The 23,121-nt window shown below is 45.6% G+C and carries 22 protein-coding genes and 2 tRNA genes; 10 read left to right on the top strand and 14 right to left on the bottom strand.

Annotated features, from left to right (window positions below; translation table 11 throughout):
• Positions 1-95: 95 nt before the first annotated feature.
• The 6 genes from OEL83_08365 to OEL83_08340 form a co-directional block, all read right to left on the bottom strand.
• Positions 96-180, bottom strand: a tRNA-Leu gene (locus OEL83_08365).
• Positions 181-194: 14 nt separating this feature from the next.
• Complete coding sequence (gene secG, locus OEL83_08360) at positions 195-575, bottom strand: preprotein translocase subunit SecG (GenBank protein ID MDK9707048.1); 381 nt, start codon at positions 573-575, stop codon at positions 195-197.
• 20 nt (positions 576-595) lie between these two features.
• A complete protein-coding gene (tpiA, locus tag OEL83_08355; GenBank protein MDK9707047.1) occupies positions 596-1,354 on the bottom strand; it encodes a triose-phosphate isomerase in 759 nt (252 codons plus the stop codon).
• Positions 1,355-1,381: 27 nt separating this feature from the next.
• Positions 1,382-2,557: a phosphoglycerate kinase gene (locus OEL83_08350; GenBank protein ID MDK9707046.1), complete on the bottom strand. Its 1,176-nt coding sequence runs from the start codon at positions 2,555-2,557 to the stop codon at positions 1,382-1,384.
• A 76-nt stretch (positions 2,558-2,633) separates the two neighbouring features.
• Entirely contained in the window at positions 2,634-3,107 is a 474-nt protein-coding gene (gene rimI / locus OEL83_08345) for a ribosomal protein S18-alanine N-acetyltransferase (GenBank protein MDK9707045.1), read from the bottom strand.
• A 6-nt stretch (positions 3,108-3,113) separates the two neighbouring features.
• The gene (locus tag OEL83_08340; GenBank protein MDK9707044.1) at positions 3,114-4,331 is read right to left on the bottom strand and encodes a glyceraldehyde-3-phosphate dehydrogenase; all 1,218 of its coding nucleotides are present in this window, start codon (positions 4,329-4,331) and stop codon (positions 3,114-3,116) included.
• 167 nt (positions 4,332-4,498) lie between these two features.
• Between OEL83_08340 and sfsA the strand changes: the two genes are divergently transcribed.
• Positions 4,499-5,215 (top strand): DNA/RNA nuclease SfsA, encoded by a 717-nt coding sequence (gene sfsA / locus OEL83_08335; protein ID MDK9707043.1) that lies wholly within the window; start codon positions 4,499-4,501, stop codon positions 5,213-5,215.
• Between the two features lie 58 nt (positions 5,216-5,273).
• Here sfsA and OEL83_08330 read toward each other — a convergent pair whose 3' ends face one another.
• From OEL83_08330 to lepB, 3 genes are read right to left on the bottom strand one after another with little or no spacing between them, the layout of a single operon-like run.
• Positions 5,274-6,548 (bottom strand): dihydroorotase, encoded by a 1,275-nt coding sequence (locus tag OEL83_08330; GenBank protein ID MDK9707042.1) that lies wholly within the window; start codon positions 6,546-6,548, stop codon positions 5,274-5,276.
• Positions 6,545-7,519, bottom strand: coding sequence for an aspartate carbamoyltransferase catalytic subunit (locus OEL83_08325; GenBank protein ID MDK9707041.1), 975 nt, complete (start codon positions 7,517-7,519; stop codon positions 6,545-6,547). The genes OEL83_08330 and OEL83_08325 overlap by 4 nt, the downstream gene beginning before the upstream one ends.
• A gap of 8 nt (positions 7,520-7,527) precedes the next feature.
• Positions 7,528-8,172, bottom strand: coding sequence for a signal peptidase I (gene lepB, locus OEL83_08320; protein MDK9707040.1), 645 nt, complete (start codon positions 8,170-8,172; stop codon positions 7,528-7,530).
• A gap of 386 nt (positions 8,173-8,558) precedes the next feature.
• Between lepB and OEL83_08315 the strand changes: the two genes are divergently transcribed.
• Genes OEL83_08315 through OEL83_08285 form a run of 7 tightly spaced genes read left to right on the top strand, consistent with a single transcriptional unit; the run spans position 8,559 to position 16,300 of the window.
• Positions 8,559-9,617: a pilus assembly protein PilM gene (locus OEL83_08315; protein MDK9707039.1), complete on the top strand. Its 1,059-nt coding sequence runs from the start codon at positions 8,559-8,561 to the stop codon at positions 9,615-9,617.
• Between the two features lie 24 nt (positions 9,618-9,641).
• A complete protein-coding gene (locus OEL83_08310) occupies positions 9,642-10,223 on the top strand; it encodes a PilN domain-containing protein (GenBank protein ID MDK9707038.1) in 582 nt (193 codons plus the stop codon).
• A gap of 29 nt (positions 10,224-10,252) precedes the next feature.
• Positions 10,253-10,906, top strand: coding sequence for a type 4a pilus biogenesis protein PilO (locus OEL83_08305; protein MDK9707037.1), 654 nt, complete (start codon positions 10,253-10,255; stop codon positions 10,904-10,906).
• A 5-nt stretch (positions 10,907-10,911) separates the two neighbouring features.
• Positions 10,912-11,472: a pilus assembly protein PilP gene (locus OEL83_08300; protein MDK9707036.1), complete on the top strand. Its 561-nt coding sequence runs from the start codon at positions 10,912-10,914 to the stop codon at positions 11,470-11,472.
• A gap of 3 nt (positions 11,473-11,475) precedes the next feature.
• Positions 11,476-13,377: an AMIN domain-containing protein gene (locus OEL83_08295; protein ID MDK9707035.1), complete on the top strand. Its 1,902-nt coding sequence runs from the start codon at positions 11,476-11,478 to the stop codon at positions 13,375-13,377.
• Positions 13,378-13,387: 10 nt separating this feature from the next.
• Positions 13,388-15,241 carry a type II and III secretion system protein gene (locus OEL83_08290; GenBank protein ID MDK9707034.1) on the top strand — a complete coding sequence of 618 codons (1,854 nt, stop codon included), beginning with the start codon at positions 13,388-13,390 and terminating at the stop codon, positions 15,239-15,241.
• A gap of 39 nt (positions 15,242-15,280) precedes the next feature.
• The gene (locus OEL83_08285) at positions 15,281-16,300 is read left to right on the top strand and encodes a hypothetical protein (GenBank protein MDK9707033.1); all 1,020 of its coding nucleotides are present in this window, start codon (positions 15,281-15,283) and stop codon (positions 16,298-16,300) included.
• Positions 16,301-16,370: 70 nt separating this feature from the next.
• On the opposite strand, the gene secB is transcribed toward OEL83_08285, so the two are convergent.
• The 3 genes from secB to OEL83_08270 form a co-directional block, all read right to left on the bottom strand.
• The gene (gene secB / locus OEL83_08280; GenBank protein ID MDK9707032.1) at positions 16,371-16,850 is read right to left on the bottom strand and encodes a protein-export chaperone SecB; all 480 of its coding nucleotides are present in this window, start codon (positions 16,848-16,850) and stop codon (positions 16,371-16,373) included.
• 186 nt (positions 16,851-17,036) lie between these two features.
• On the bottom strand, positions 17,037-19,877 hold the full coding sequence (gene uvrA, locus OEL83_08275) for an excinuclease ABC subunit UvrA (protein MDK9707031.1): 2,841 nt from the start codon (positions 19,875-19,877) through the stop codon (positions 17,037-17,039).
• A 46-nt stretch (positions 19,878-19,923) separates the two neighbouring features.
• Positions 19,924-20,352, bottom strand: coding sequence for a CoA-binding protein (locus tag OEL83_08270; GenBank protein ID MDK9707030.1), 429 nt, complete (start codon positions 20,350-20,352; stop codon positions 19,924-19,926).
• Positions 20,353-20,607: 255 nt separating this feature from the next.
• Here OEL83_08270 and glyQ point away from each other — a divergent pair, with 255 nt between their 5' ends.
• Positions 20,608-21,474: a glycine--tRNA ligase subunit alpha gene (gene glyQ, locus OEL83_08265; GenBank protein ID MDK9707029.1), complete on the top strand. Its 867-nt coding sequence runs from the start codon at positions 20,608-20,610 to the stop codon at positions 21,472-21,474.
• 132 nt (positions 21,475-21,606) lie between these two features.
• Here glyQ and OEL83_08260 read toward each other — a convergent pair.
• Positions 21,607-21,704, bottom strand: a tRNA-Sec gene (locus tag OEL83_08260).
• Between the two features lie 178 nt (positions 21,705-21,882).
• On the opposite strand from OEL83_08260, the gene OEL83_08255 reads away from it, so the two are divergent.
• Positions 21,883-22,236 (top strand): hypothetical protein, encoded by a 354-nt coding sequence (locus OEL83_08255; GenBank protein ID MDK9707028.1) that lies wholly within the window; start codon positions 21,883-21,885, stop codon positions 22,234-22,236.
• A gap of 150 nt (positions 22,237-22,386) precedes the next feature.
• Here the strand turns inward: OEL83_08255 and OEL83_08250 are convergent, their stop codons facing one another.
• Positions 22,387-23,052 carry a 1-acyl-sn-glycerol-3-phosphate acyltransferase gene (locus OEL83_08250; GenBank protein ID MDK9707027.1) on the bottom strand — a complete coding sequence of 222 codons (666 nt, stop codon included), beginning with the start codon at positions 23,050-23,052 and terminating at the stop codon, positions 22,387-22,389.
• Between the last annotated feature and the right edge of the window lie 69 nt (positions 23,053-23,121).

The following is a 23,121-nucleotide window of genomic DNA, read 5'->3' as shown; positions in this document are numbered from 1 at the left end:
GCATTTCACAACCTTAGACCGAACACAAAAAACCCGCAAACCATTACTGGTTGCGGGTTTTTTGGACTTCGAGGGGAAGTCTATGTACTAACAAATGGTGCCGAAGGCCGGACTCGAACCGGCACGGGTCTCCCCACACGCCCCTCAAGCGTGCGCGTCTACCAATTCCACCACTTCGGCAAATTTGTCATCTGCTATTTCGTGTTCTTCTCCGTACTAGTTTCGGGCTCAGCAGTTTTCTCAACCGGTGCTTCAACCGCCGCCTCTTCTTTTGCCTGCGGCTCTACAACCTTTTGCACCTGGGCCGGTTGACTGACAGTAACCCCGCTCATCACCGAAGAGCTTCCGGACTTGGATGAAATATACGCTAATGTAACGGAAGTCAACATAAAAATTATCGCCGAAGCAGTGGTTATCTTGTTCAGCAACGGCAGCGGTCCTTCGGTTCCGAAAAGAGACTGGCTGGATCCGCCAAAAGACGCACCGATATCCGCTCCTTTACCATGCTGGAGCAAGACTATGCCGACCAGAAACAGGCAGACAATGACGTGTACGATTATGAGCAGAGTATCCATGCAGCTTTCAGAGGTACAATTTATTGAAAATGAATAATTCGACCGAATGACTCGGCATCCAAGGCGGCCCCGCCAACCAAAGCACCATCGATATCGGCCTGCGCCATCAATTCGTCAATGTTGGTTGGTTTAACCGAGCCACCATACAATATCCGTGTTTGCTCAGCAACGGTTTTTTCAAAAATCTGCGCAAGAACTCCCCGGATAAAGGCATGGGCCTCCTGGGCCTGCTCTTTGCTCGCTGTCTTGCCGGTGCCAATCGCCCAAACCGGTTCGTAGGCAACCACGACATTGGCCATATCCGTAGCAGTCAACGAAGCAAGTCCTTTTCGCACCTGATCGGCCAACACTTCAAAGGTCCGGCCGCTCTCCCGCTCGCTCAAGGTTTCGCCGATGCACAGTATGGTTAAAAGACCAAACTGCACGGCCCCTTTCACCCTCTTGTTGATCAGCTCATCGGTCTCGCCAAAGATCTGCCGTCGCTCCGAATGACCAACGATCGCCGCCCTGCAGCCGGCATCCTTGATCATTACCGGAGAAATCTCACCGGTGAACGCGCCTTTCTCCGCCCAGCAGACATTTTGTGAAGCGAGGATAATCGAGGTGCCGGCAAGGACATGCGCCACTTCACTGAGGATGGTATACGGCGGGGCGAGCAGCACCTCGCGGTCGCCAAAATCACTGCAGGTTTTTGCCACATCGAGTGCCAACCGGCACCCGTCGACGACCGTCGTGTACATCTTCCAATTGCCGGCGATTAAGGCCTTACGTGTACCCATAATATTCTCCCATGCTCCGCCGTTCTATTATTCAAGCACCGCTACTCCGGGTAGCACCTTGCCTTCCATGAGTTCCAGAAATGCACCCCCACCGGTGGACATATAGGAGATATTTTTCTCCTCTCCGGATTTTTTAACCGCGGCGTTCGAATCGCCACCACCAACAATCGACAATGCATGGGCAGCGGCCACGGTTCGGCATAAGGCCATCGTCCCACCGGCAAAGGCGTCCATTTCGAAGGCCCCCATCGGCCCATTCCAGATTATTGTTTTCGCATCCTGCAGGGCTTCCTGAAAGAGCAGCGTTGAGGCCGGACCGATGTCAAGGGCCATCCAACCGGTGGGGATATCGCGGAAGGTCACGAATTTGGTCACCGCATCAGCGGCAAACTTGTCAGCTACCACGAAATCAACAGGAAGATAGAGTTTGACACCTTTCTCCTCAGCTGCCTGGACAAAACGTTTCGCGGTATCAAGCAGATCATCCTCTACCTTCGATGCGCCAACTTCCACCCCCTGACTTTTCAGAAAGGTATTGGCCATCGCCCCACCGATGATCATACAGTCGACCTTGCCCAACATATTCTCAAGGGCGCCAAGCTTGGACGAGACCTTGGCTCCGCCGATAACCGCCACTAATGGCCGGACAGGTTCCGCCATGGATTTCTTGAAATAGTCCATTTCCTTCTGCAGCAAAAGCCCGGCGCCTTTATCCGCAACCCGCTCCGGCACTCCAACCACCGAGGCATGCGCTCGATGGGAGGCGGCAAAGGCATCATTGATATATATATCGGCAAGACTCGCCAGTTGCTCGGAGAACCCCGGGTCGTTAGCAGTCTCTTCAATGTGAAACCGCAGGTTTTCAAGGAGCAAAATTTCCCCATCCGCCATTTTATCGACTAATGCCCTTACCTCCGGGCCGACACAATCCGGCGCCAAGGTCACTTTTATGCCAATGAGTGATTCGAGATGGCTAGCGACCGGCGCAAGACTAAGATCAGCGACACGCTTTCCTTTCGGTCGCCCCATATGCGAACAGATAATAAGTTTGCCCTTTTCCTGCTGAATATGACGGATGGTCGGCAAAACCATGCAAATCCTCGCGTCATCGGTAATTCGTTTCTGCTCATCCATCGGCACATTAAAATCGACCCTCAGCAGCACCCGTTTCCCGGAAAAAGAAAAATCACCAATTGATTTCATAATATCTCCCAATCTAATTGTTTGCCTTTTTGACCCCAGGCAAACAGGATTCAAGACTCAAAATGGCTACCCCTCGCTAAAGAGGTGGGATGATACTCTTTCCACCCGAGGGGTAAAGATCCTTTCGTAATAGCAGGGCATCGTCTTTTGGCTCTGAATAATACCCCCGGCGACGTCCAACTTGCTGAAAACCGTGGTCGTGGTAAAAACCGGCCGCAGCCACATTTTTTGCCCGAACCTCTAAAAAAAGGTTCGAATACTTTTCATGCCGCAGATTTTCAAGGAGATGGTTCAATATGCCGCTCCCAACGCCCCTTCTTCTCACCCTCTTGGCAACAGCGATTTTTAGTAGTTCCACCTCTGGCCACATCAATCGGCATGCACACCAACCGACTATTCGCAACGCCGCATCCTCGGCAACCAGTCGCAATCCCGATCGAACCTCTAGTTCTTGCCGAAGTGCAGCAAGTGACCAAGGCGACGGTTCGCCATTTTCAATTTCCAAGACAGCGCCAAGATCAGCCGGCTCCATGGCTCGTACAGTGATCAAGATCTGCTACAACATCCCCTCGCTGATACGAACAGTTAAGTCACCGAGCATATTGGTGTAACTGCCGAGCTCATTATCATACCAACCATAGACAACAGCCTGGGTAACCGGCACATTGACGATCGGATCGGCCCCTGGGCGAAGGCTGTCTGCTTTTACCTTTGCCAGGTTCACCTGGATATTGGCCGTTCTGGTGTGGGTCTCGGAGCCCTCAATCACCGCCGCGGCAGCCGGCAAACCGATGATATCGGAAGACACGTTTTGTTCCTCGGAGAATTTAAGATAAGGGTTAACCGTAGAAAATTCCTTGTAAATTCCGTTTATTGCATCCCTTTTAATTGGGTATTCCAACTCATCCTGAAGATTTACTACCAAGATGATCAGAGACCCTGTTGTCGTCGGAATGCGCACCGATTCCGCCATAAATCCGATGGAAGACATCTCCGGAATAACCAGTGCTAAGGCCTTGGCAGCACCCGTAGTGGTAAGAATGATATTGTTCTGGATGGAGCGGTTTTTGCGCAGATCAGTGGCCCCGGTCTTTGGCAGTCGATCAAGAACTTGCTGGCTGCCCGTTGCGGCATGCACGGTAACCATTGACGCACTGAGGATCTTGTCCGCGCCGACTTTCTCCAAGAGCGGTTTGATCATATACGACAGGCAGGTCGTCGTGCAGGAGGCCGCAGAAATGACCGAATGTGTAGCTGCGTCGTACATCTCGTCATTGATGCCCATAACCGTGGTGATGGCATCAGCCGGCATATCCAATCCCTTTGATTTAATCTTAAATGGCGCAGAGAGAATGACCTTTTCAGCTCCAGCGAGCATGTGCCCGCGCAAGGCGCCCTTGTCAGCACCGGGATCAGTCGTTGGATCAGTGAACACACCGGTGGTATCAACCACCAGCTTGACACCGTTCTCCTGCCAGGCGATATCCTTTGGGTCGCGAGCGGCACGCAAAATAGTCACGGGCACGCCATTTACGACCATGGTACCCTTTTCTTCATTCAGTTCTTCGATAATCTTTGGGCACTTATAGCCGTACAGATACGAACCCAAGCGCCCATAGGTTGAATCTTTTTCAAGCATTGTTGCGAGATCGCTGAGATTTCGTCCGACCTCCCGGCCTATATTGATAACAACTCCGGAAAAGTGTTTTCTCGCGACATGGTGCCAGAGAGAAAGTTTTCCAATTCGTCCTAACCCGTTAATACCTAATTTCATAGCCCGACCTCCTCTTTTCTATTAGAATGGAAACTCAATAAGAAATTTTCATTTTTCACATCCTGAAAATTTGATCTTATTGATTCCACCTGCAAATTGTTTTGATACAAATATGTATCACTATCCGCAGTTATAAGCAACCTCAAGATGAAATACACCTCGATATCATGCAATTCTTAACTCCCCTCACCAAGGGACTTCTCATCAAGAGATACAAGCGTTTTCTTGCCGATATTCGGCTGGAAGACGGCAGCATCATCACCGCCCACTGTCCGAACACGGGCACCATGCTCGGCTGCTCAACACCCGGCTGTGCGGTTTTCCTGTCGAAGTCGAATAATTTGGCGAGGAAGTATCAATATACCCTGGAGATGACCCAGAACGGGACGATCTGGGTAGGAGTTAACACCGCAAGGACAAACACGCTTGTTGTTGAAGCTATTCGTAACGGACAAATTGCCGAGTTTGCAAACATCGACGCAGTGGTGACCGAAGTAAAGACTTCATGCCATACCAGGCTGGACATTCAGGTAATTAAAGGAACACAGAGCACCTTTGTTGAGGTTAAAAATTGCTCCTTGGCAATTAACGGCTGCGCGATGTTTCCAGACGCAGTTACCTCACGGGGCTCAAAGCACCTCCACGAACTCATACGCCTGGTCGAAGATGGCTTTCAAGCAACCATATTTTTTCTTGTCCAACGCATGGATGCGGACCGCTTTTCACCGGCAAATGAAATTGATCCGAATTATGGAAAGACCCTTTACCAGGCGATAGCAAGCGGCGTTCAAGTGCTTATTTACCAAGCCCAAGTCAGTCCCGAGGGGATACATGTCGTCCGTGCACTGCCATTTGTAGACAACACTATAGTGCAACACATCTGAATCGTGGAAGAATTGACCAGGGAATGGCTAAAATGACGGGGTAATTATTTAATGATTATCAAATATCACAGTAAGTAATTCTACCAGCGAGGATGGTCAAGACCGCTTTGCCTTGAAGGTCCCAGCCATCAAAAGGACTGTTTTTGCTTAATGAAAAGGTTTTTTCTGTAGAAAAGGTAAAGCGCTTTTGCGGATCGATAACCGTCACATCCGCTGTTCCGCCAACCCGAAGAGTCCCTCCGGCCACCCCAAGGATCGCCGCCGGAGCACAGCTCATAAGCTCAATAAGACGATCGGCACCGATAACCCCTTCACGGACGAGGGCAAGACCAAGGGGTAAAGATGTCTCCAAACCAACAATCCCATTTGCCGCCAGATTGAATTCAACCTCTTTCTGCAATATTGAGTGGGGTGCATGATCAGTGGCAATAGCATCAAGAGTACCATCACGTAAGGCTGTTCGAATGGCCTGCAGATCTTTTTCCGTGCGCAGAGGCGGACTCATTTTAGCGTGGGTATTATACCCAAGAACCGCCCGTTCGGTGAGAGTGAAATAATGCGGCGCTGTTTCAGCGGTAACCTTCACGCCTCTGGCCTTGGCATTACGTATCAGAGCAAGGGATTGTTCAGAGCTTACGTGGGAAATATGCACACGGGCACCTGTCAATTCTGCTAGGGCGATTTCGCGATATACCATTATGCTCTCGGCGGCGGCAGGTATGCCCCTTAGCCCCAAGCGGGTTGAAATTTCTCCCTCATGCATACATCCGCCTCTGCTCAGGGAGACCTCTTCCGCGTGGGACATAATCAACATTTCGTGGGAGGAAGCATATTCCATGGCACGTCGCATCAGCCGGCTGTCGAGGACAGGACGCCCATCATCTGTTAGGGCAACAGCTCCAGCAGCCTTCATCTCGCCGTGCGCAGCAAGTTTCTCACCGTTGCTTTCCTGGCTTATTGCGCCAACCGGATATACTCTGGCCGCGCATGAAGCGGCCTTTTCTAAAATGAATCTGGTGATTGCGCCATTGTCATTAACCGGTTTAGTGTTCGGCATGCATGCTACCGCAGTAAATCCGCCCGCAGCTGCAGCTCGGCAACCAGTTTCAATGGTTTCTTTGTATTCTTCTCCGGGCTCGCGAAGATGTACATGCAGATCTATGAGTCCAGGAACAACCCAACACCCCTTTACGTCATGGACCTCAATGGCAGTAGCAGGAGTTTTTGGAGGGTTGACAATAATTCCGTTTTCGATCCATAGATCAGCAATTTCATCTCTTTTTTGTGTTGGATCTATTATCCGACCATTTTTCAGCTGAATTATTCCGTTCATCTGATCTCACCCTGTCCATCTCCGCCTTTATTTCCACCAAGCACCAAATATAAAAGAGCCATGCGCACGGCAACACCGTTGGCGACTTGATCAAGAATGACAGATTTGCCGCCATCAGCGACATCGGGGCTTAGCTCAACACCTCTATTAACGGGGCCCGGGTGCATGACTATCACATCCTCTTTAGCAAGCTCAAGAAGTTTCCGGTTTATCCCAAAAAACTGTGAGTATTCCCGCAAACTTGGTATGAGTGAATCGTTTTGGCGTTCCAGTTGAATGCGCAGAGCCATGACCACATCTGCACCACTTACAGCTTCTTTCACAGAAGAACAAACCTTGGCGCCAAGCAGAGAAATATGAGAAGGCATAAACGTCTGCGGTCCAGCGACAGAAACATTTGCACCCATTTTCGTAAAACCGATAATATCCGATATCGCTACCCTGCTATGAGCAATATCACCGACAATTGCTATCTTCAGTCCCGCGAGATGCCCTTTGTGCTCCATCACCGTCATCATATCCAAAAGGCCCTGACTGGGATGTTCATGCGCCCCATCTCCCGCATTGATAACAGCGGCATTGATATGTTTGGCAAGTAATTGCGGGGCACCCGAGCTAGAATGACGAACAATGATAACATCTGGACTCATTGCCTCAATGTTTTTAGCTGTATCGACGAGTGTCTCTCCTTTCGTAGCGGAGCTGGTTGAGGCGGCAATATTAAAGGTGTCGGCACTCATCCTTTTTGCGGCGATTTCAAAAGAAAGTCGGGTCCGAGTGGAGGGCTCAAAGAATAAGTTTACAATGGTTTTGCCACGGAGAGTCGGAACCTTTTTGATCGGTCGCCCAGATATCTCACGAAAAGATCGGGCTGTGGCGAGAATGTGGGATATATCGGCAACAGACAACTGTTCAATTCCAAAGATATTTTTATGCCGGAACTGATAATCCTGCTCTGAGTTTTCTGTCATATCCAGTATTAATCGATAATTTTTGCCAATCGCCCCCAACGAACTGAAGCGAGGCGATCAATAGAAAAAAGTGATTTATCAATATCCCAGGACCAGTAGAGAAGGAATGCCTTTCCCAAAATATCATCCTGGTCGACAAAACCCCAAAACCGGCTGTCATAACTGTGGTCTCGATTATCACCCATTACAAAAATCTTTCCTTCTGGCACCTGCACTGGACCGAAATTATCACGAGGACTCGAAGCTGCACTTAACACTGCGGGAGAACTGATGCTTGCGTGAGGATCATCAACCTGTTCGCCATTGACAAATACTTTTTTAGTTCGAATTTCGACGGTATCCCCAGGGGTACCTATAACTCTCTTGATGTAGTCGATAGATTTATCTTTCGGATATCGAAAAACAACAACATCACCACGAACCGGCTTCTTGTAAGGAATCAAGAGTTTGCCAGAGAACGGAACTCTAACCCCATATTGAAATTTGTTGACGAGCAGATGATCTCCTATCAACAAGGTCGGCAACATTGATCCCGAAGGAATCTTAAAAGCCTGTACGATAAATGTCCGAATAAACAATGCCAGAAGAATGGCAATGCATATTGCTTCAAAATATTCCCTAAAAACACTTTTATCTCTTCCTTCCCTAGCCAAACTCCACCTCATTTTCGCTTAATAGACTTCATTTGCCCTAAAAATACCTTGCCAAAACTACTTGAAATACGACTCAATTACAAGGGAGTTGATGAGAACTATTAAAAATCCCTTCAAGAATCAAAAGGCTATGATACCCCACAACATAAAGAGCTATCCAGACAAAAGACTTCCACCCATAGTGTGCAGACCTGCATTCCTAGCTTGAAATGGTTTTTAAAGTCCTGTTAAATAAGCACATTTTTCCAACGAATCTACCTTCTTTTTCTTGACAAAAGGAAAATTTTATGCGCTAATAGCGTTATGTATACGGAAAGTCAGGTGTTTTGGTATATTGCCAACTCGGGCCTAATACAACCCGATCAATCTCCTTGATGTTTTCTGCTATGAAATTGCCGTTTGGATCTCAAAAAGACTTAGTGGTCGGTTTGGACATTGGTTCCCACGCTGTCAAGGTGTGTCAACTCAAAAAGACATCCAATAGTTACGCCATTGTAACTCTTGGCAGTACCGTGCTACCCGAAGGCGCAGTCGATGATGGGACGCTTAACGAGCCAGAGATAGTGAGCAAAGCTATATCCGACCTGTTCAAGAATTTAAAAATCAAAAACAGAGCGGTTGGGTTTTCAATTTCTGGCTATTCGGTAATTGTCAAAAAGGTTAATCTTGCGGTTATGGACGATGCTCAGCTGGAAAGCCACATCACATCTGAAGCTGAACAATATATCCCTTTTGATATCGACGACGTTTATCTTGATTTTCAAGATCTAAAGACCAACACGAAAGATAATGATCGTACTGATGTAATGCTCGTCGCTGCCAAAAAAGAAATAGTCAATGACTATTTGGAAATGTTGCGCAGCATCAATCTCAACCCAGTTATTGTTGATGTAGACGGTTTCGCCCTTGAGAACAGCTACCAGCATAACTATCGAACTCAAGAGAACGTCGCCTTAGTAGATATCGGGGCAACAAAAATGAACATTAATATAATATCCCAAGGTGTATCAGTCGTGGCCCGGGATATTATTGTTGGCAGTCGCCAGCTCACAGAACAAATAATGAACGTTTTTGATATCGACTTTGAAGAGGCCGAGGCAATAAAGCTGGGCTTCTTGCCTGCAGAAGAGAAAAAACACGAGGTTGAGGAAATTTTCTCAGCAACTTGCACCCAGTGGGTATTAGAGATAAAGAAGGCTATAGACCTTTACCACTCTAATCATCCGGATCAACCTCTTAATAGATTGATTTTAAGCGGTGGAGGCGCAAAGGTCACCGGTCTTATTGATTTTCTCGCCCAAGAGACAAAGGTGGCCGTAGAGCTTTTTAATCCATTTCTCAATATGGAGTTCAATCGTAAAAAAATTGATCCAGATTATCTCCTTAGCATAGGACCAGAAATGGCCATTGCTACCGGGATCGCTTTGAGGCCATCCGCTATCTAACTATCATTTTGGCAAGGATTAGGAATGCTTAAGATTAATTTATTACCAGTTAGGCAATTAAAGAAAAGAGCCAGTGCCCAAAGGCAGTTGATGGGGATGGTTGCTCTTTTTGTCCTAATTCTGGCCTCTCTAGCTATTGTTGGTGTTCTCCAGGCGCAAAAGATCAAAGGCCTTGAAGAGAATATTAGCACCCTTAACGCCAAAAAGGCCTCTCATACTCCTACCCTGAATAAGATCGCACAGCTGAAAAAAGAACGCGAAGAACTTTCCAGGAAAACGGAAATCATCAAAAAATTGAAAACCGATTCCTCGCTAACGGTTCGACTTCTCGACGAGGTCGCTACGAGAATTGATAAGCAAAGGATGTGGCTGGAGGCCTTGCAACAACAGAATAATGCTCTCACTCTATCTGGGGTTGCACTTGACAATCAGACTATTGCCCAATTCATGGACAAACTGAAAGAATCTCCGTTTGTTCAAGATGTTACTCTCACAAATTCATTGCAAAAGGTGGTATCAGGAAGAAATTTAAAAAGTTTCGACCTTAGTTGCGCAGTTGCACAACCGGAATCAAAAAAACAAGAAGTTGCTGAAGTTAAAAAATAACTCTGTTTAACACTTCCAGTCATGAAAGCATGAAAACGAGCAATCAAAAATTAGCAGTCTTCATTGACGAAAAATATATCCCACTCTCGCCAAAGATCAAACTCGGTATTGTGGCTGCCATTGCCTTGCTCCCTATTATTGCCTTTTATTTTGCCTTTTTTGAGCCGAATAACACAAAGATAGGTCAACTTGAAAACCAGAAAGTAACACTGACTAAAGAGCTTAAGGAAGTTGAAGCAAAGGTCGCCGATCTCCAAAAATTTACAAAAGAGCTTGAGGAGGCAACGGCAAAGTTTGAAGAAACCTCAATGCTTCTTCCCAAAGATAAAGAAATTCCAAAGCTCCTCAAAGATATTTCAGCTCTTGGGAGAAGTGCCGGTCTTGATTTCTTGACATTCAAGCCACTTGCAGATGTTCCAAAGGACTTTTATGCAGAGATTCCTATTACCATAAACGTTCGCGGCCCCTACCACAATATGGGCTTCTTCTTTGATAATGTCAGCAAACTGGAGCGAATCGTTTCTGTTTCAAATATAAAAATGAGCTCCCCTAAAAAAGAGGGTGAAGAGATGCTTCTAAGCTCTGATTGCACTTTGGTCACCTACCGATTTACTAACGTTGAGCTGCCCAAGGCAGGTGACCCAAAAACTAACAAAGCGCCTAATACGGCACCTACCAAATGAGACTCATGAGCCTTATTGATGATTGTTCATTTTTGCCTCTATCACGAAATGTTTGTGCGAAGAGTCTTTTATTTGTGTCCGTTAGTTTTTGTACTCTTCTTCTACATTTAAATGTTGCTGTCTCGGCTGATAATGAAGGAGGGATCCTCCCGGCATCACCTCCAAATCAACCGAGCAGCAGTGTACAATTCGAATACAAACTCGAAAACCGACCGGATCCGTTCGTGCCATTCATAACAGAAAGAGCTACTGCTTCCACTGTTGATATGGACGAAATAGTTGATGCAGGCGAACCGCTGACGGGGATGCAGCTTTTTGAACCTGGTCAACTGACTCTCGTAGCTCTGATAAAAAAGGGTGGGGAGAATCTCGCGATGGTTCAAGATTTCACCGGCAAGGGATATGTCCTCTCCGAAGGCACAAAAGTTGGTCGGAGGGGTGTCGTCAAGAATTTCACGCCACAATCGGTCGTCATTGAAGAGACAGCTGTGACTCGAGCAGGAAAGAAAACCGTCACCGAGGTCGTTATGCTACTCAAGAAAGAGAAGAAAGAGGGAGAAAAATAGAAAATGCTTAAATGGCTAGCCAAACTTCAATCGGCTGTTTTGTTCGCATTTTGCCTTTTGTTCGTTTTTCAAATTCCGGCTGCAAAATCCGAACTTGCTGTTTCTTATGAAATCTCAGACGTTAAGGTCGATATTTCAGACAATGTTCTTACCTACAATCTCACCGGAAACTCCCCGCCTGTTTACACTGTATCCGAGCGATTCTCTCCATTTCGCATAATGATTGACGTAGCTGGTGCTTCTTACGCTCAGAATTTGGCGGAAAAAGTCGAAAAAATTCCTGAAAATCGTTTCGCTCGACTTGCTGTTTCTGATCTCAAGAATCAGAGTCCACAAGTGATGCGCTTTGAATTCACCTTGGCTGACAGCCATGATTACGTTGTAACAGCTAAAGACAATAGTTTGCAGATAAAGCTGCACCCAGCCAATTCAAAGGCAACAACCACAAACTCTAATGATCAAAAGGGAGGCCCCTTAGTTTTAAAAGATTTCAAAGTAGCAAGTAGCCCTAGTTCAACTACGATTACGATTCTTGCCAATAGTTCGATTGAGAATTACAAAGTTGACACTATTAGTGGTGCAACAGATCAACCCCCCAGGATGTATATTGATATAAATAATGTGAAATTCAACGAGCTTCCCAGTGAGAAACAAATAGGTACCTCTGTGGCAAAGGTAAGAGTAGCCCCAAAGGATAAGGGGGCGAGGATTGTTTTCGATTCTGGGAACTCCCAGCTGTTCAAATACACTGTTGCCCCGGTTCCTAATGGACTGAACATAGTCATAAATGAATCATCTGGCGCACCGAATCTTACATCAGGCAAAAGTCAATCTCCCGAGAAATCCAAGCCTACCGACAGTACACTTGATACACTGATTGGATCGTCGCAACAGCTACTTAACAAAGGGTCAGAGAAGCAAGACGCCACATCCACTTCTGCCAAAATAGCAGCTCTTGAAAATGACTTTTCGTTTTCAGGATACAACAAACAAAAAATCAGTGTCGATTTTTATAAAATTGACATTCATAATGTATTTCGTCTTTTTAGACAAATTACTGATCTTAATATAATCGTTGACGAAGAGGTTCAAGGTGCACTTACTCTAGCACTCAATGACGTGCCTTGGGATTTTGCCTTGGATATCATTCTCAATTTGATGGATCTGAAGAAAGAGGAACGTTTTAATACAATAGTAATATACCCTAGCAAAAAAGCCTTTGTTTGGCCAACTAGAGCGGAAGACAATCTCGCTTTTCAAGCTGACGTTCAGGTCATTGAACAGGAGGCCTTGGTTATCGAAAAATCTTCAGCCCAATCAAAAGAGATCATGGAGGCTAAAGAGTTAATGGCCAAGGCCAAAAAACTCGAAGATAAACAAGAAATTGAGGAGGCAGCCCTTCTGTATTCGAAGGCCTATGAACTCTGGCCCGAAAATTCCATGCTCTCTAACCGGTTAACGGCCCTCTATCTTGTCAACCTCGGCCAAAACTCAAAAGCGCTTTTCGTTGCAAAACAAACTTTACAGCGCGATCCATCAAATGCTCGTGCAGCTCTTTATGCGGCAATTGGTTCTGCCAACATGCAAAAGATTAATGAGGCAAAGGACTACTTTGCCCAGAGTATTAGCGGCTCACCACCGATGAAGGAAGCCCTTATCAGTTATGCCGCATTCAGCGAAAATAATGGCTACAACGATGCAGCTCTCAAGCTCTTGGATAAATATCACTCTATACACGGAGAAAATATCGACACAATGGTCGGCAGGGCTCGAATTCTCGACAAACTTGGTCGCGCCAAAGAGGCCACTCAACAGTATAAAGCTGTTTTAGCATCTGGATTCCAAGTGCGCCCCGACTTAAAAAAATTTATTGAAGGTCGTCTCGCGGTTAAGGATTTAAATTGAGAGATGAGTTATGAAAATAAATGATTTTTTTAAAATTTCAGTTCAAGAGGATATCATGAAGTCTATAATGAATATTACCTGCTGCGGTGGCCTCTTGCTGCTAACGCTCTTTCTCAGCTCGTGCATAACTGAAAAAGCAAAGTCTCCAGATTCAAAATCTTCAGTTGTTAGTGACTCGACTACTCTTGGTGATAAAAGCAAATCTGCTCTTGATGCTGCACAATCTGCCAGTCTCCCTGTAAAATATCAAACTGCCGCCTACGTAGTTGATAAAGCAGAAGGAGAGGATATTGCTATCGCTAATGAAGGAAAGCTAAAAGTTGGAGCGCGTATAACGTCAACAAAAGGCCCCCAACCTCTTTGGGATATAGTCAAAAGGCTTGCCACTTTGAAGGGTATGAATGTTTCCTGGGCAAGTGACGTCGATAGAGATGCTTTGGTTGACGTTGATATAAACGCCAACGATGATTTTTATCAATCTCTTGACCAAATGCTCCGGCAAGTTGACTACTATCATGAGATGCAGGGCAACACTATCGTTATTAAATACAAAGAAACACGGCAGTTTCAAATTGCCATGCCCTTCACCAAACAGAATTACACAACCGCGACAGGTGGAAATGTTCTCGGAAACAGTGATAATGCAAAGAATATTGAAGGAACAATTGCCCTTAAGAGCAAGGACAACGAGTTTGATATCTGGGAAAATATTAAGCTTAATATTGAAAGTATAATGAATATTTGGTCCTACCGCCGGGAACAAAGTATGGTGGAAAAAACTGCTACTAGCGCCGGTAAAGGTGAAGAGGCAGCACGAAATTACGATACGAAAAATAAATCAGGCGTTGATACCAACAAGGATTCTGAAGGTCAGAAAGAAACTGATAAAACTGCTGCTAAGCAGGACAAATCAGTAGGAGGCCAAGGATACTATATTATCGACAAGCCTGTTGGACTGATTACCGTCACCGCTCCTCGCCCTATACTCGATAAGATCGATGCGTATATCACAACCCTCAAGAAGTCGCTCTATCAGCAAATTTCGATTGAAGCTAAGATAATCGAGGTGCAGTTGCGGGATGCCTCTAGTATCGGCATTAACTGGAGCAGTGTTTTAAAGAACTTTAACCTCAATGGTATTGCTACATTTGGAAGCCCTATACCCGGCACTGATTTCGGGCAAGTTTACCCGTTCATTTATAATAACGACGCCAAAAGTGGTCCAATAACCTATACCGACGACACCAAAAAAGCCTACTTCAAAACAATCAATCCGGGCCAGTTTGTATCGAACATATTTATGGAGAATGCTCCATTTGATCTTTTCCTCAATGCTCTGAATGAACAAGGTAACACTAAAATTCTTTCCAATCCTAAAATCAGTGTTATGAACGGTCAACCAGCGATGATTACTGTTGGTAGAAACGTTACTTACATTGACAATATTGATTCCAAAATTGATTCCGACACAAACATTATTACGTATACAGTCAAGACGGAGAGAATCCTCTCGGGTGTGGGTATGGCATTGACCGCAACCATTCTTGGAAAAAATGAGGTTATCATGAATCTGGTTCCTATTACCTCGGAGTTGCAAGAACCGATTCTTTACAAAGACGTCGGTAACCTCGGTGGAACAGTCGGCCTCCCAATCATTAATGTTCGTGAGATGAGTACAACCGTAAAGGTAAATGACGGTGAAATGTTGGTTATCGGCGGTCTTATAACCGACTACAATGATTCAACCGGAGAGTTTGCCCCTATGCTCGGAGACGTGCCATTTCTCAAATACCTCTTTGGATATGAAGAAAAAGAACATCTGAAACGGGAGCTAATCATTCTCTTAAGGCCTCGGATTATCTAATTTAGTGTTAAATTTATAAATTTCAGTAGGGAGATCAACATGTATAGGTTGAAATGTCTCGTCATAGGGTTTTTTGCAATAGCTCTTGCAGGTTGCGGGCAGACTGTGAAAGAGACCCTGAATGTAACAAACGGTCCTGCATTCAATGCCCCTGGAAGTGGTAAAAGTATTGTCATCCTCCCTTTTGCTGATTACTCCCAGGGGAATCTTGAATCCGCTAAAAGACGAGATATGACTATTACTGAATCGCTGACGGACCGTTTGGTTTCAAATGGTTTTGGCCTGCCTATTCAAGAGGATGTTTTCGATTACCTTGTTCAAGAACGAATCATTAAACTTTCAGGGTATAGCAGTGCCGACACCAAGTCTCTTTCGGATGAACTGACAAATGACTGGTCAGAAGAAATGAAAGGTGAAATTAGCAGGTATAAAGAACAGGTTGAACAAGAAGTAAATCGAAAATCCGAAGATAATGCTGGAACCCATGGATTAACCGCCCAAACTGTTGCTAAAATTGGCAGGCACTTCAATGCAGATTACGTAGTTCGAGGTAGAATTCTTGAATATAAAACCCGAGACGAGGCCTCGTGGGCTCCTTGGAAAAAAGGACTTCTGCCCTTCGTCAACGGTGGGGCTAATCGAGTCCTTCATGGTTTCGCGAGTTCAGACGAATATGACGAGAGGAATGAATCTCTAACTGGTATGCTTATCGCCGGAAGAATGGGCTATAAGCAGTCATCTCCGGCGTGGCCATATTCGAAAGGCGAATCTGTTTTTGGCAAATCAGGAAAAACTGCCAACAGCATCCTTTGGGCAACAGTTGGCTACGCTGCCGGCGAGGTATCTCATACCAGCGGCAAAGTTGATCAGGCCGTTGTACAGATGCGAATATGGGTACAAGAAGCATCAACCGGCAATGTTATCTGGACGAATAGGGTCAGGGTTCTTGTTTCTCCCGAAACCTTTTTTGCCGATAATCAATACGACGCTTTATTCAATAAGGCCATTGATAAAGGGGTCGCTACTCTCGTTGATCACTTCGTGACCTACGGACTATAATCTTTTTAAAGATACTTCTCAGTATGTTAAGGGGGAATTACCGTAACTGGTGATTCCCCCTTTGGTTTTTCTAGTTCTTCGCTTCTTCTTTTTCTTTCTTCTTTTGTGCATTCTGAAAAAGAGCCATAAAATTCACTGGTTCCATCAGAAATGGAATGTATCCTCCATCAACAGAAACCTGACTCACGATCTGTCTGGTGAATGGAAAGAGAAGAGTAGGACAATCTACTCCCAATAGCATCTCAATGTGTTCTCCGGGTATATTTCGCAGCATGAAAACTGCAGCATGTTCAATTTCCAAGATGAAAAGCACCTTGTTTTCATCCTTTGATGTGACTTTTGCCGTTACCTTTAGAACAACCTCCCAATGATCATTGTCAATCTTCGTATTATTGAGCTGTAAATTCACTTCAACCGCTGGATCCATCTTCTGCTGAGCAGTAAAGATCTGTGGCGAATTAGGATTCTCGAAAGATAAATCCTTTATATACATCTTTTGCATCCGAAATTCCGGTCTAGTCGAATTGCCATTATTTGCGTTTTCTGTCATTTTCTTCTCCAGTGAAATTGCATGTTATTGTATTGAAGGCCTAAGAATAAAAACCATTTACTATGTTGGGCGTTATAAAGCTGCTTTGATCAGCTTTCCTGTTCAAACGAAACGTATACCCTTGCAATATAAAGGTGTGATTAAAACGTACTTCGCACCAAGTAACTAGCGAGACCACCCACTTTGCTATTCTGCTGGAAGCACCTTACGAAGGAACTGTCCTGTATACGAGGCCTCCGAATTGGCAATTGACTCTGGGGTGCCTATCCCGACAATTTGTCCACCACCAGCTCCCCCTTCCGGGCCAATATCGATAATCCAATCGGCAGTTTTAATCACATCGAGATTGTGCTCTATTATAACAGCAGTATTTCCTTGGTCGACGAGGCGATTAACCACGCCAAGCAAATGTTTTATATCTGCAGAATGCAGACCAGTTGTTGGCTCATCAAGGATGTATAGTGTTCTTCCACTGCTTCGGCCGGCGAGCTCTTTTGCCAGTTTGACTCGTTGAGCTTCTCCTCCTGATAGGGTTACGGAAGACTGCCCAAGTGAAATGTATGTAAGACCAACGTCATATAATGTCTGCAATTTCCCATGGATTGAGGGTACATTTTTGAAAAAATTTAAGCCTTCCTCGACTGTCATCATAAGGACTTCATGGATGTTTTTTCCACGATACTGGATTTCTAAAGTTTCACTATTGTAGCGTCTCCCTTTGCAAACATCACATTCAACATAAATATCTGGAAGGAAATGCATCACTATTCTATTGACACCCTCACCTTCACATGCCTCGCAGCGCCCCCCTTTAATATTAAAACTAAACCTCCCTGGTAGATACCCTCGGGAACGGGACTCAGGCAATCGGGCAAACAGCTCTCGTATAGGTGTGAAGACACCTGTATATGTTGCAGGATTGGAACGGGGGGTCCTGCCAATCGGACTCTGGTCGATGTCGATAATTTTATCAATGCACTCTAGGCCTGACAATTCCGCTCCATCTTGCCGGTAAGTTGTTGCTTTGCCGCTCAACCCTCCCTTCACAAGTTTATAGAGAGTTTCAATTACCAATGAGCTTTTTCCTGATCCGGAAACACCCGTGACCGCGGTTATGGCACCAAGAGGAAACGAAGCTGAGATGTCTTGCAGATTATTAGTCTTACAATGTTTTAAGTGCAGCCACCGCCCTATCCCTTTTGTTATCGGCCGTCTGAGCTTTGGTGTCTCAATTGCCAGCCGCCCTGCCAGGTAATTACCGGTCACCGAATTCTCGTTTGCGAGGAGACCTGCAATCGATCCATTATATACAACCTCTCCACCGTGTATCCCCGCACCTGGGCCCATATCAAGCACGTGGTCAGCGGCGAGAATGGTATCGGTATCATGTTCAACAACAATAACACTATTACCTAAATCTCGTAGCTCAAGCAAGGTGTTGATAAGCTTTTGGTTGTCCCGTTGATGCAGTCCGATACTCGGTTCATCAAGGATATATAAAACCCCAGCAAGTCGAGACCCAATTTGCGACGCCAGACGAATTCTCTGGGCTTCCCCTCCTGAAAGAGTTCCGGCCCTCCTTTCCAGCGAAAGATATCCTAAGCCTACATCTTCAAGAAAGGACAGGCGATCGATTATTTCCTTAAGAATTGGCTCGCCAATCTTTCTTTCGCGCGTGGTAAAAGGCAAAAGAGGTAATTCCTGGAGAAGCCCTTCTATAGGTAAACATGTGAGTTGATAAATCGACCAGTTGCCCACCCGCACCGCCAATGCCTCAGGTTTCAACCGAGCTCCCAAACAAAGTGGGCATCGCTGTTCGTTCATGTACTTGCCGAGTTCTTCACGGATCATTGATGACTGGGTTTCATGGAACCGTCGATCTAATTGCGGAATGACACCTTCAAATCGATTGACTGCCGACAAAACTCTTTGGCCTTTTTGATAGTGAAAAGCAATCTCCTCCTCTCCTGAACCATAAAGAAAGACATTCTGTACTTTCTCAGATAGTTCGGCAAAGGGTGTTCCGAGCGATACCCCGAAATGTTTTGCTACCGATTGAAGCATATGTCCAGTGTAAGACTCCTCCTTACGCCATCCCCATGGGGCAATGCACCCCTCGTTGATTGACTTATTCCGGTCTGGAACAATAAGTGAAGGATCAAAGTATTGCTTGACGCCAAGGCCATCACATTCAACACAGGCTCCTTGTGGATTGTTGAAGGAGAAAAGTTGAGTAGACAGCGGGGGCATAGAAATTCCGCATTTATGACATGCAGCTAATTCACTGAACAGCTTTTCCGATCCATCTTCAGGAAATAGCGCCAAAAGCAACCCACCGGTTAGTTTTAAGGCGGTACTCACCGATTCTGATAATCGACGCTGGATAGATTTTTTTATAACAAGCCGGTCAACAACAATTTCAATAGAGTGTTTTTTGTTTTTATCGAGCGGGGCAATATCATCAGCATGAACGATATCGCCGTCGATTCGGACACGCACAAAGCCCTCTTTCCGAATTCTTGCCAGTAATTGCTCATGCCGCCCCTTTTTCTCGGTAACAAGCGGAGCCAGTACGATAACCTTCGTATCATCGGGCATGGCACTGAGCGTATTTACCATGTCCTCTGCCGACTGGGCCTGAATTTCGTTGCCGCACTGATGACAATGAAGATGTCCACAACGGGCGAAAAGAAGGCGCAAATGATCGTATATTTCCGTTATCGTGCCAACGGTGGAACGCGGATTTTTACTCGTTGTCTTCTGTTCAATCGATACTGCAGGCGACAAGCCTTCCAGTGCGTCCACATCCGGCTTATCCATCTGACCAAGGAACTGTCTGGCATAGGTCGAAAGCGATTCTACATAACGGCGTTGTCCCTCAGCATACAGAGTATCAAAAGCGAGCGTTGACTTACCAGATCCTGAGATTCCGGTAAAAACGACGAGACTATTTCGTGGTAAATCGACGTCGATATTCTTTAAATTATGCATTCGTGCACCACGAATGCTGAGAATACTTGGTTCCATGTTCTGGGCGAGAGATATATGGGAGATATTGCTAAAGGAAGTGTCTTTAATGGCGGAGTCTTTCGTGCTCAACTTTTATGCAACGATCCATGACCACAACGATACCCTTGCTTCTCGCAAGCTCCGCGGCCTCATCATTTCTGATGCCTTGCTGCATCCAGATTCCTTTGGGAAGAGCTGGCAAGGAGATGATCTCTTTAACAATTGGCAGAATTTCCTCAGATTTTCTAAATATATCTACAATATCAACCGGGTAAGGCAATGACTTAAGATCTGGATAGCATTTTTCGCCCAAGATTTCACTTTGGCCAGGATTAACCGGAAAAATCGTATAACCAGCCTCAACGAGATATCGCCCAACCATATTGCTCGGTCTATTTTCTTTTGGCGAAAGGCCAACTACAGCTATAGTGGAGGCCATTTTAAGAAGTTGTACAATCTCAGGTGATTGCTGTAATGAGGATAATGTCTGCATACCGGTACTTCCTTAAGTGAAGGGAAGATAAAACTGAGTTGAGCAGTTTGTCAGTCCAAACGAAACTCAAGCCTTTACAGGATAAAATAATTATCAATATGCTCGTACAAAGCATACACAATGATGACCCCATGGACAAAAGTCAAGATAGCAATTATATACTACGGGATCTTGGCGGCTATAGAAGGGAATCTGTTCTTTTTGTGTAAAATACCAACAACATTTCTTGTCTTACCCTGACAACGAGGAATTGCTATGAATTTTCAAGATATTATCTTTGAACTGAGTAAATATTGGGCCAACCATGGGTGTGTGATCCAACAACCTTACGACATGGAGGTCGGTGCCGGAACCTTTCATCCTGCAACACTACTCCGCGCCCTTGGCCCAGAACCTTGGAAATCAGCATACCCACAACCTTCCCGCCGACCTACTGATGGAAGATACGGTAACAACCCAAACCGTTTACAGCACTACTACCAATATCAGGTTGTTATAAAACCGTCACCTTTAAATATTCAGGAGCTCTACTTAGGGAGTTTAGAAAGATTTGGACTCAACCTTCTGGAACACGATATCCGGTTCGTGGAAGATGACTGGGAATCACCGACACTCGGGGCATCGGGCTTAGGCTGGGAGGTGTGGCTGGACGGAATGGAAATCACCCAATTTACATATTTTCAACAAGCGGGTTCAATTGATCTCTATCCTACAACAGTGGAAGTTACCTATGGCCTTGAACGTATAGCCATGTACCTTCAGGGGGTAGAAAGTGTCTATGATATCGCTTGGAATGATCAAATTACCTACGGTGAAATCTTTCATCAGGCGGAAGTTGAGTTTTCTACCTTTAACTTTGAAGAAGCAAACGTCGGAAAACTTCTCGAATTCTTTGAAGTATATGAGACAGAAGCACTCAAACTTGTTGATAAAAAATTGATTCTTCCGGCTTATGATTATTGCCTTAAATGCTCACACACCTTTAATCTGCTCGACGCCCGTAAAGCAATCAGCGTTAACGAACGTACCAGATACATTGGCCGCATCAGAAATATTGCACGAAAAGTCGCGGAAGCATATGTTGAGCAACGTCAAAATATGGGACATCCTCTCATCAAGTGAGATATAGCCATCGAACCTTGAAAAAAAGAGGGTGGCTCATTAACTCTTTATTGCTGCGGATATTTTGCTGGGAGCCAGAATTGAAACGAGGCGGGAGGTAAACATCACCACGGCGTGGAATGCCGCAACCTTTGGCGGAAGTGCATGGGAATCGAACCCACCTAACGGGCTATTAACCCGCTACACCGGATTTGAAGTCCGGGAGAGCCACCAGTGCCCTATCCACTTCCGAAATACGCTGCAAAAGGAGAGCAATATACTAATAAGTGTTGACCTTGAAAACAACTATTTATTATACTGCGGCGCTTTCTTGTCTTAGCGATTGTGCACTAAACTACGATTTCAGCTTCTCTAATAATTTCAGGAACCAGGCACCTAACCCGCATGCAGTGTGAAAGATTAGTAAAAATGATCAAATCATGGTATCTCAGCGTTCGTGATGAGACCATGGCCCCAGCTCGAATGGTGACATTTATGGAACAGCATGTCGCCACCTGTGAAATTTGTCTTCAGGATCCCGACCTGAAAAATGAGATTGCCAAAATCACCGAACTGGTTCTACCTGAATCGAAAATTCCCAAGGCAATCAGACAACAAACCAGTCTTGATGACGAAGATGACTCCGACATTGAAGACAACGGTTTCTTAGAAAGCGGTGGGGAAGACGACGATGATATTATCGACGATGAGCAAGAGGATGAAGTAGATGACCTCGATCCAGAAGAGGATGAGTTCCTTGAAGATGATGCAGAAGAGGACTAAGCCTTTATTCGTGTAATCCCACAAAAGAGAAAAACGATATCACCAGACTCTTCTCCCAAAAAGACACTGTGGCCCCAGCTGAACAAGCTGAAAATCAAGGACTGCAAATTCGCGCCGATTTCGCTACACGAGGTTCAATGCATTGGAGTTTCATTGGGAAATTTTTGATGGCTCCCACTTTCTCAAAGAATCCACAATAAACGCATTAACGGCAGTTTGCTCCTCTTCGCCCTTCCCTGCCACCATTGTCGGCACGCCAAATGAAAAACAAGCCGCTTTGGTGGTATCTATCTTACCAAAATCTTTGAGCCAGGAGCCATTCTGCCAGCAATCTGTTTTCAAGGCCACCGGCACAATCGGTACCCCAGCCTTTTTCGCAAGCTTCACCCCGATAGAACTCATCTGTTCAGGATCGAACAAGTGCGACCGCGTCGTTTGAGGAAACACAATCACCGATATCCCAGCTCGCAACCTTTCTACTCCTTCAGTCATAACTACCTTCAAATCTTGTCGTGGATTAGTCCGAGTGACGGCGACAGGATTGCGAGAGCGCATGATATGTTTAAAAACCGGGTATGACAGAAGACTTTCTTTAACAACGAAGGTCACTGGACGAACAGGCTGAATTATCACAGGCAAGACCATTGTCTCCATCATACTCATATGATTGCCGATAAAAACAGCTGGGCCGCTTAGGCTTTCAATATTCTCAATTCCCGATATCTCTACTTTAACACCAACTTGCTCAAGACACCGTAGCACCGCCAAGCTACTATCTATCCAATTATTATCGCCATATTCACCTTTTTTCGCCACCCTGCTCGATCGGCAAACGATCCCAATGAGTTGTACGTAAAAGAACAATGATGGCATGAGTCCCGAAAA

Source organism: Desulforhopalus sp. (assembly GCA_030247675.1).
Taxonomy (GTDB): domain Bacteria; phylum Desulfobacterota; class Desulfobulbia; order Desulfobulbales; family Desulfocapsaceae; genus Desulforhopalus_A.
This window is presented reverse-complemented; position numbering and strand designations above follow the sequence as displayed.

Bases quoted from the DNA above. Each gene is read 5' to 3' on its own strand.
- secG (MDK9707048.1), bottom strand. From the start codon at position 575: ATGGATACTCTGCTCATAATCGTACACGTCATTGTCTGCCTGTTTCTG.
- tpiA (MDK9707047.1), bottom strand. From the start codon at position 1,354: ATGGGTACACGTAAGGCCTTAATCGCCGGCAATTGGAAGATGTACACG.
- OEL83_08350 (MDK9707046.1), bottom strand. From the start codon at position 2,557: ATGAAATCAATTGGTGATTTTTCTTTTTCCGGGAAACGGGTGCTGCTG.
- OEL83_08340 (MDK9707044.1), bottom strand. From the start codon at position 4,331: ATGAAATTAGGTATTAACGGGTTAGGACGAATTGGAAAACTTTCTCTC.
- sfsA (MDK9707043.1), top strand. From the start codon at position 4,499: ATGCAATTCTTAACTCCCCTCACCAAGGGACTTCTCATCAAGAGATAC.
- OEL83_08330 (MDK9707042.1), bottom strand. From the start codon at position 6,548: ATGAACGGAATAATTCAGCTGAAAAATGGTCGGATAATAGATCCAACA.
- OEL83_08325 (MDK9707041.1), bottom strand. From the start codon at position 7,519: ATGACAGAAAACTCAGAGCAGGATTATCAGTTCCGGCATAAAAATATC.
- OEL83_08315 (MDK9707039.1), top strand. From the start codon at position 8,559: ATGAAATTGCCGTTTGGATCTCAAAAAGACTTAGTGGTCGGTTTGGAC.
- OEL83_08310 (MDK9707038.1), top strand. From the start codon at position 9,642: ATGCTTAAGATTAATTTATTACCAGTTAGGCAATTAAAGAAAAGAGCC.
- OEL83_08305 (MDK9707037.1), top strand. From the start codon at position 10,253: ATGAAAACGAGCAATCAAAAATTAGCAGTCTTCATTGACGAAAAATAT.
- OEL83_08300 (MDK9707036.1), top strand. From the start codon at position 10,912: ATGAGCCTTATTGATGATTGTTCATTTTTGCCTCTATCACGAAATGTT.
- OEL83_08295 (MDK9707035.1), top strand. From the start codon at position 11,476: ATGCTTAAATGGCTAGCCAAACTTCAATCGGCTGTTTTGTTCGCATTT.
- OEL83_08290 (MDK9707034.1), top strand. From the start codon at position 13,388: ATGAAAATAAATGATTTTTTTAAAATTTCAGTTCAAGAGGATATCATG.
- OEL83_08285 (MDK9707033.1), top strand. From the start codon at position 15,281: ATGTATAGGTTGAAATGTCTCGTCATAGGGTTTTTTGCAATAGCTCTT.
- secB (MDK9707032.1), bottom strand. From the start codon at position 16,850: ATGACAGAAAACGCAAATAATGGCAATTCGACTAGACCGGAATTTCGG.
- uvrA (MDK9707031.1), bottom strand. From the start codon at position 19,877: ATGGAACCAAGTATTCTCAGCATTCGTGGTGCACGAATGCATAATTTA.
- OEL83_08270 (MDK9707030.1), bottom strand. From the start codon at position 20,352: ATGCAGACATTATCCTCATTACAGCAATCACCTGAGATTGTACAACTT.
- glyQ (MDK9707029.1), top strand. From the start codon at position 20,608: ATGAATTTTCAAGATATTATCTTTGAACTGAGTAAATATTGGGCCAAC.
- OEL83_08255 (MDK9707028.1), top strand. From the start codon at position 21,883: ATGATCAAATCATGGTATCTCAGCGTTCGTGATGAGACCATGGCCCCA.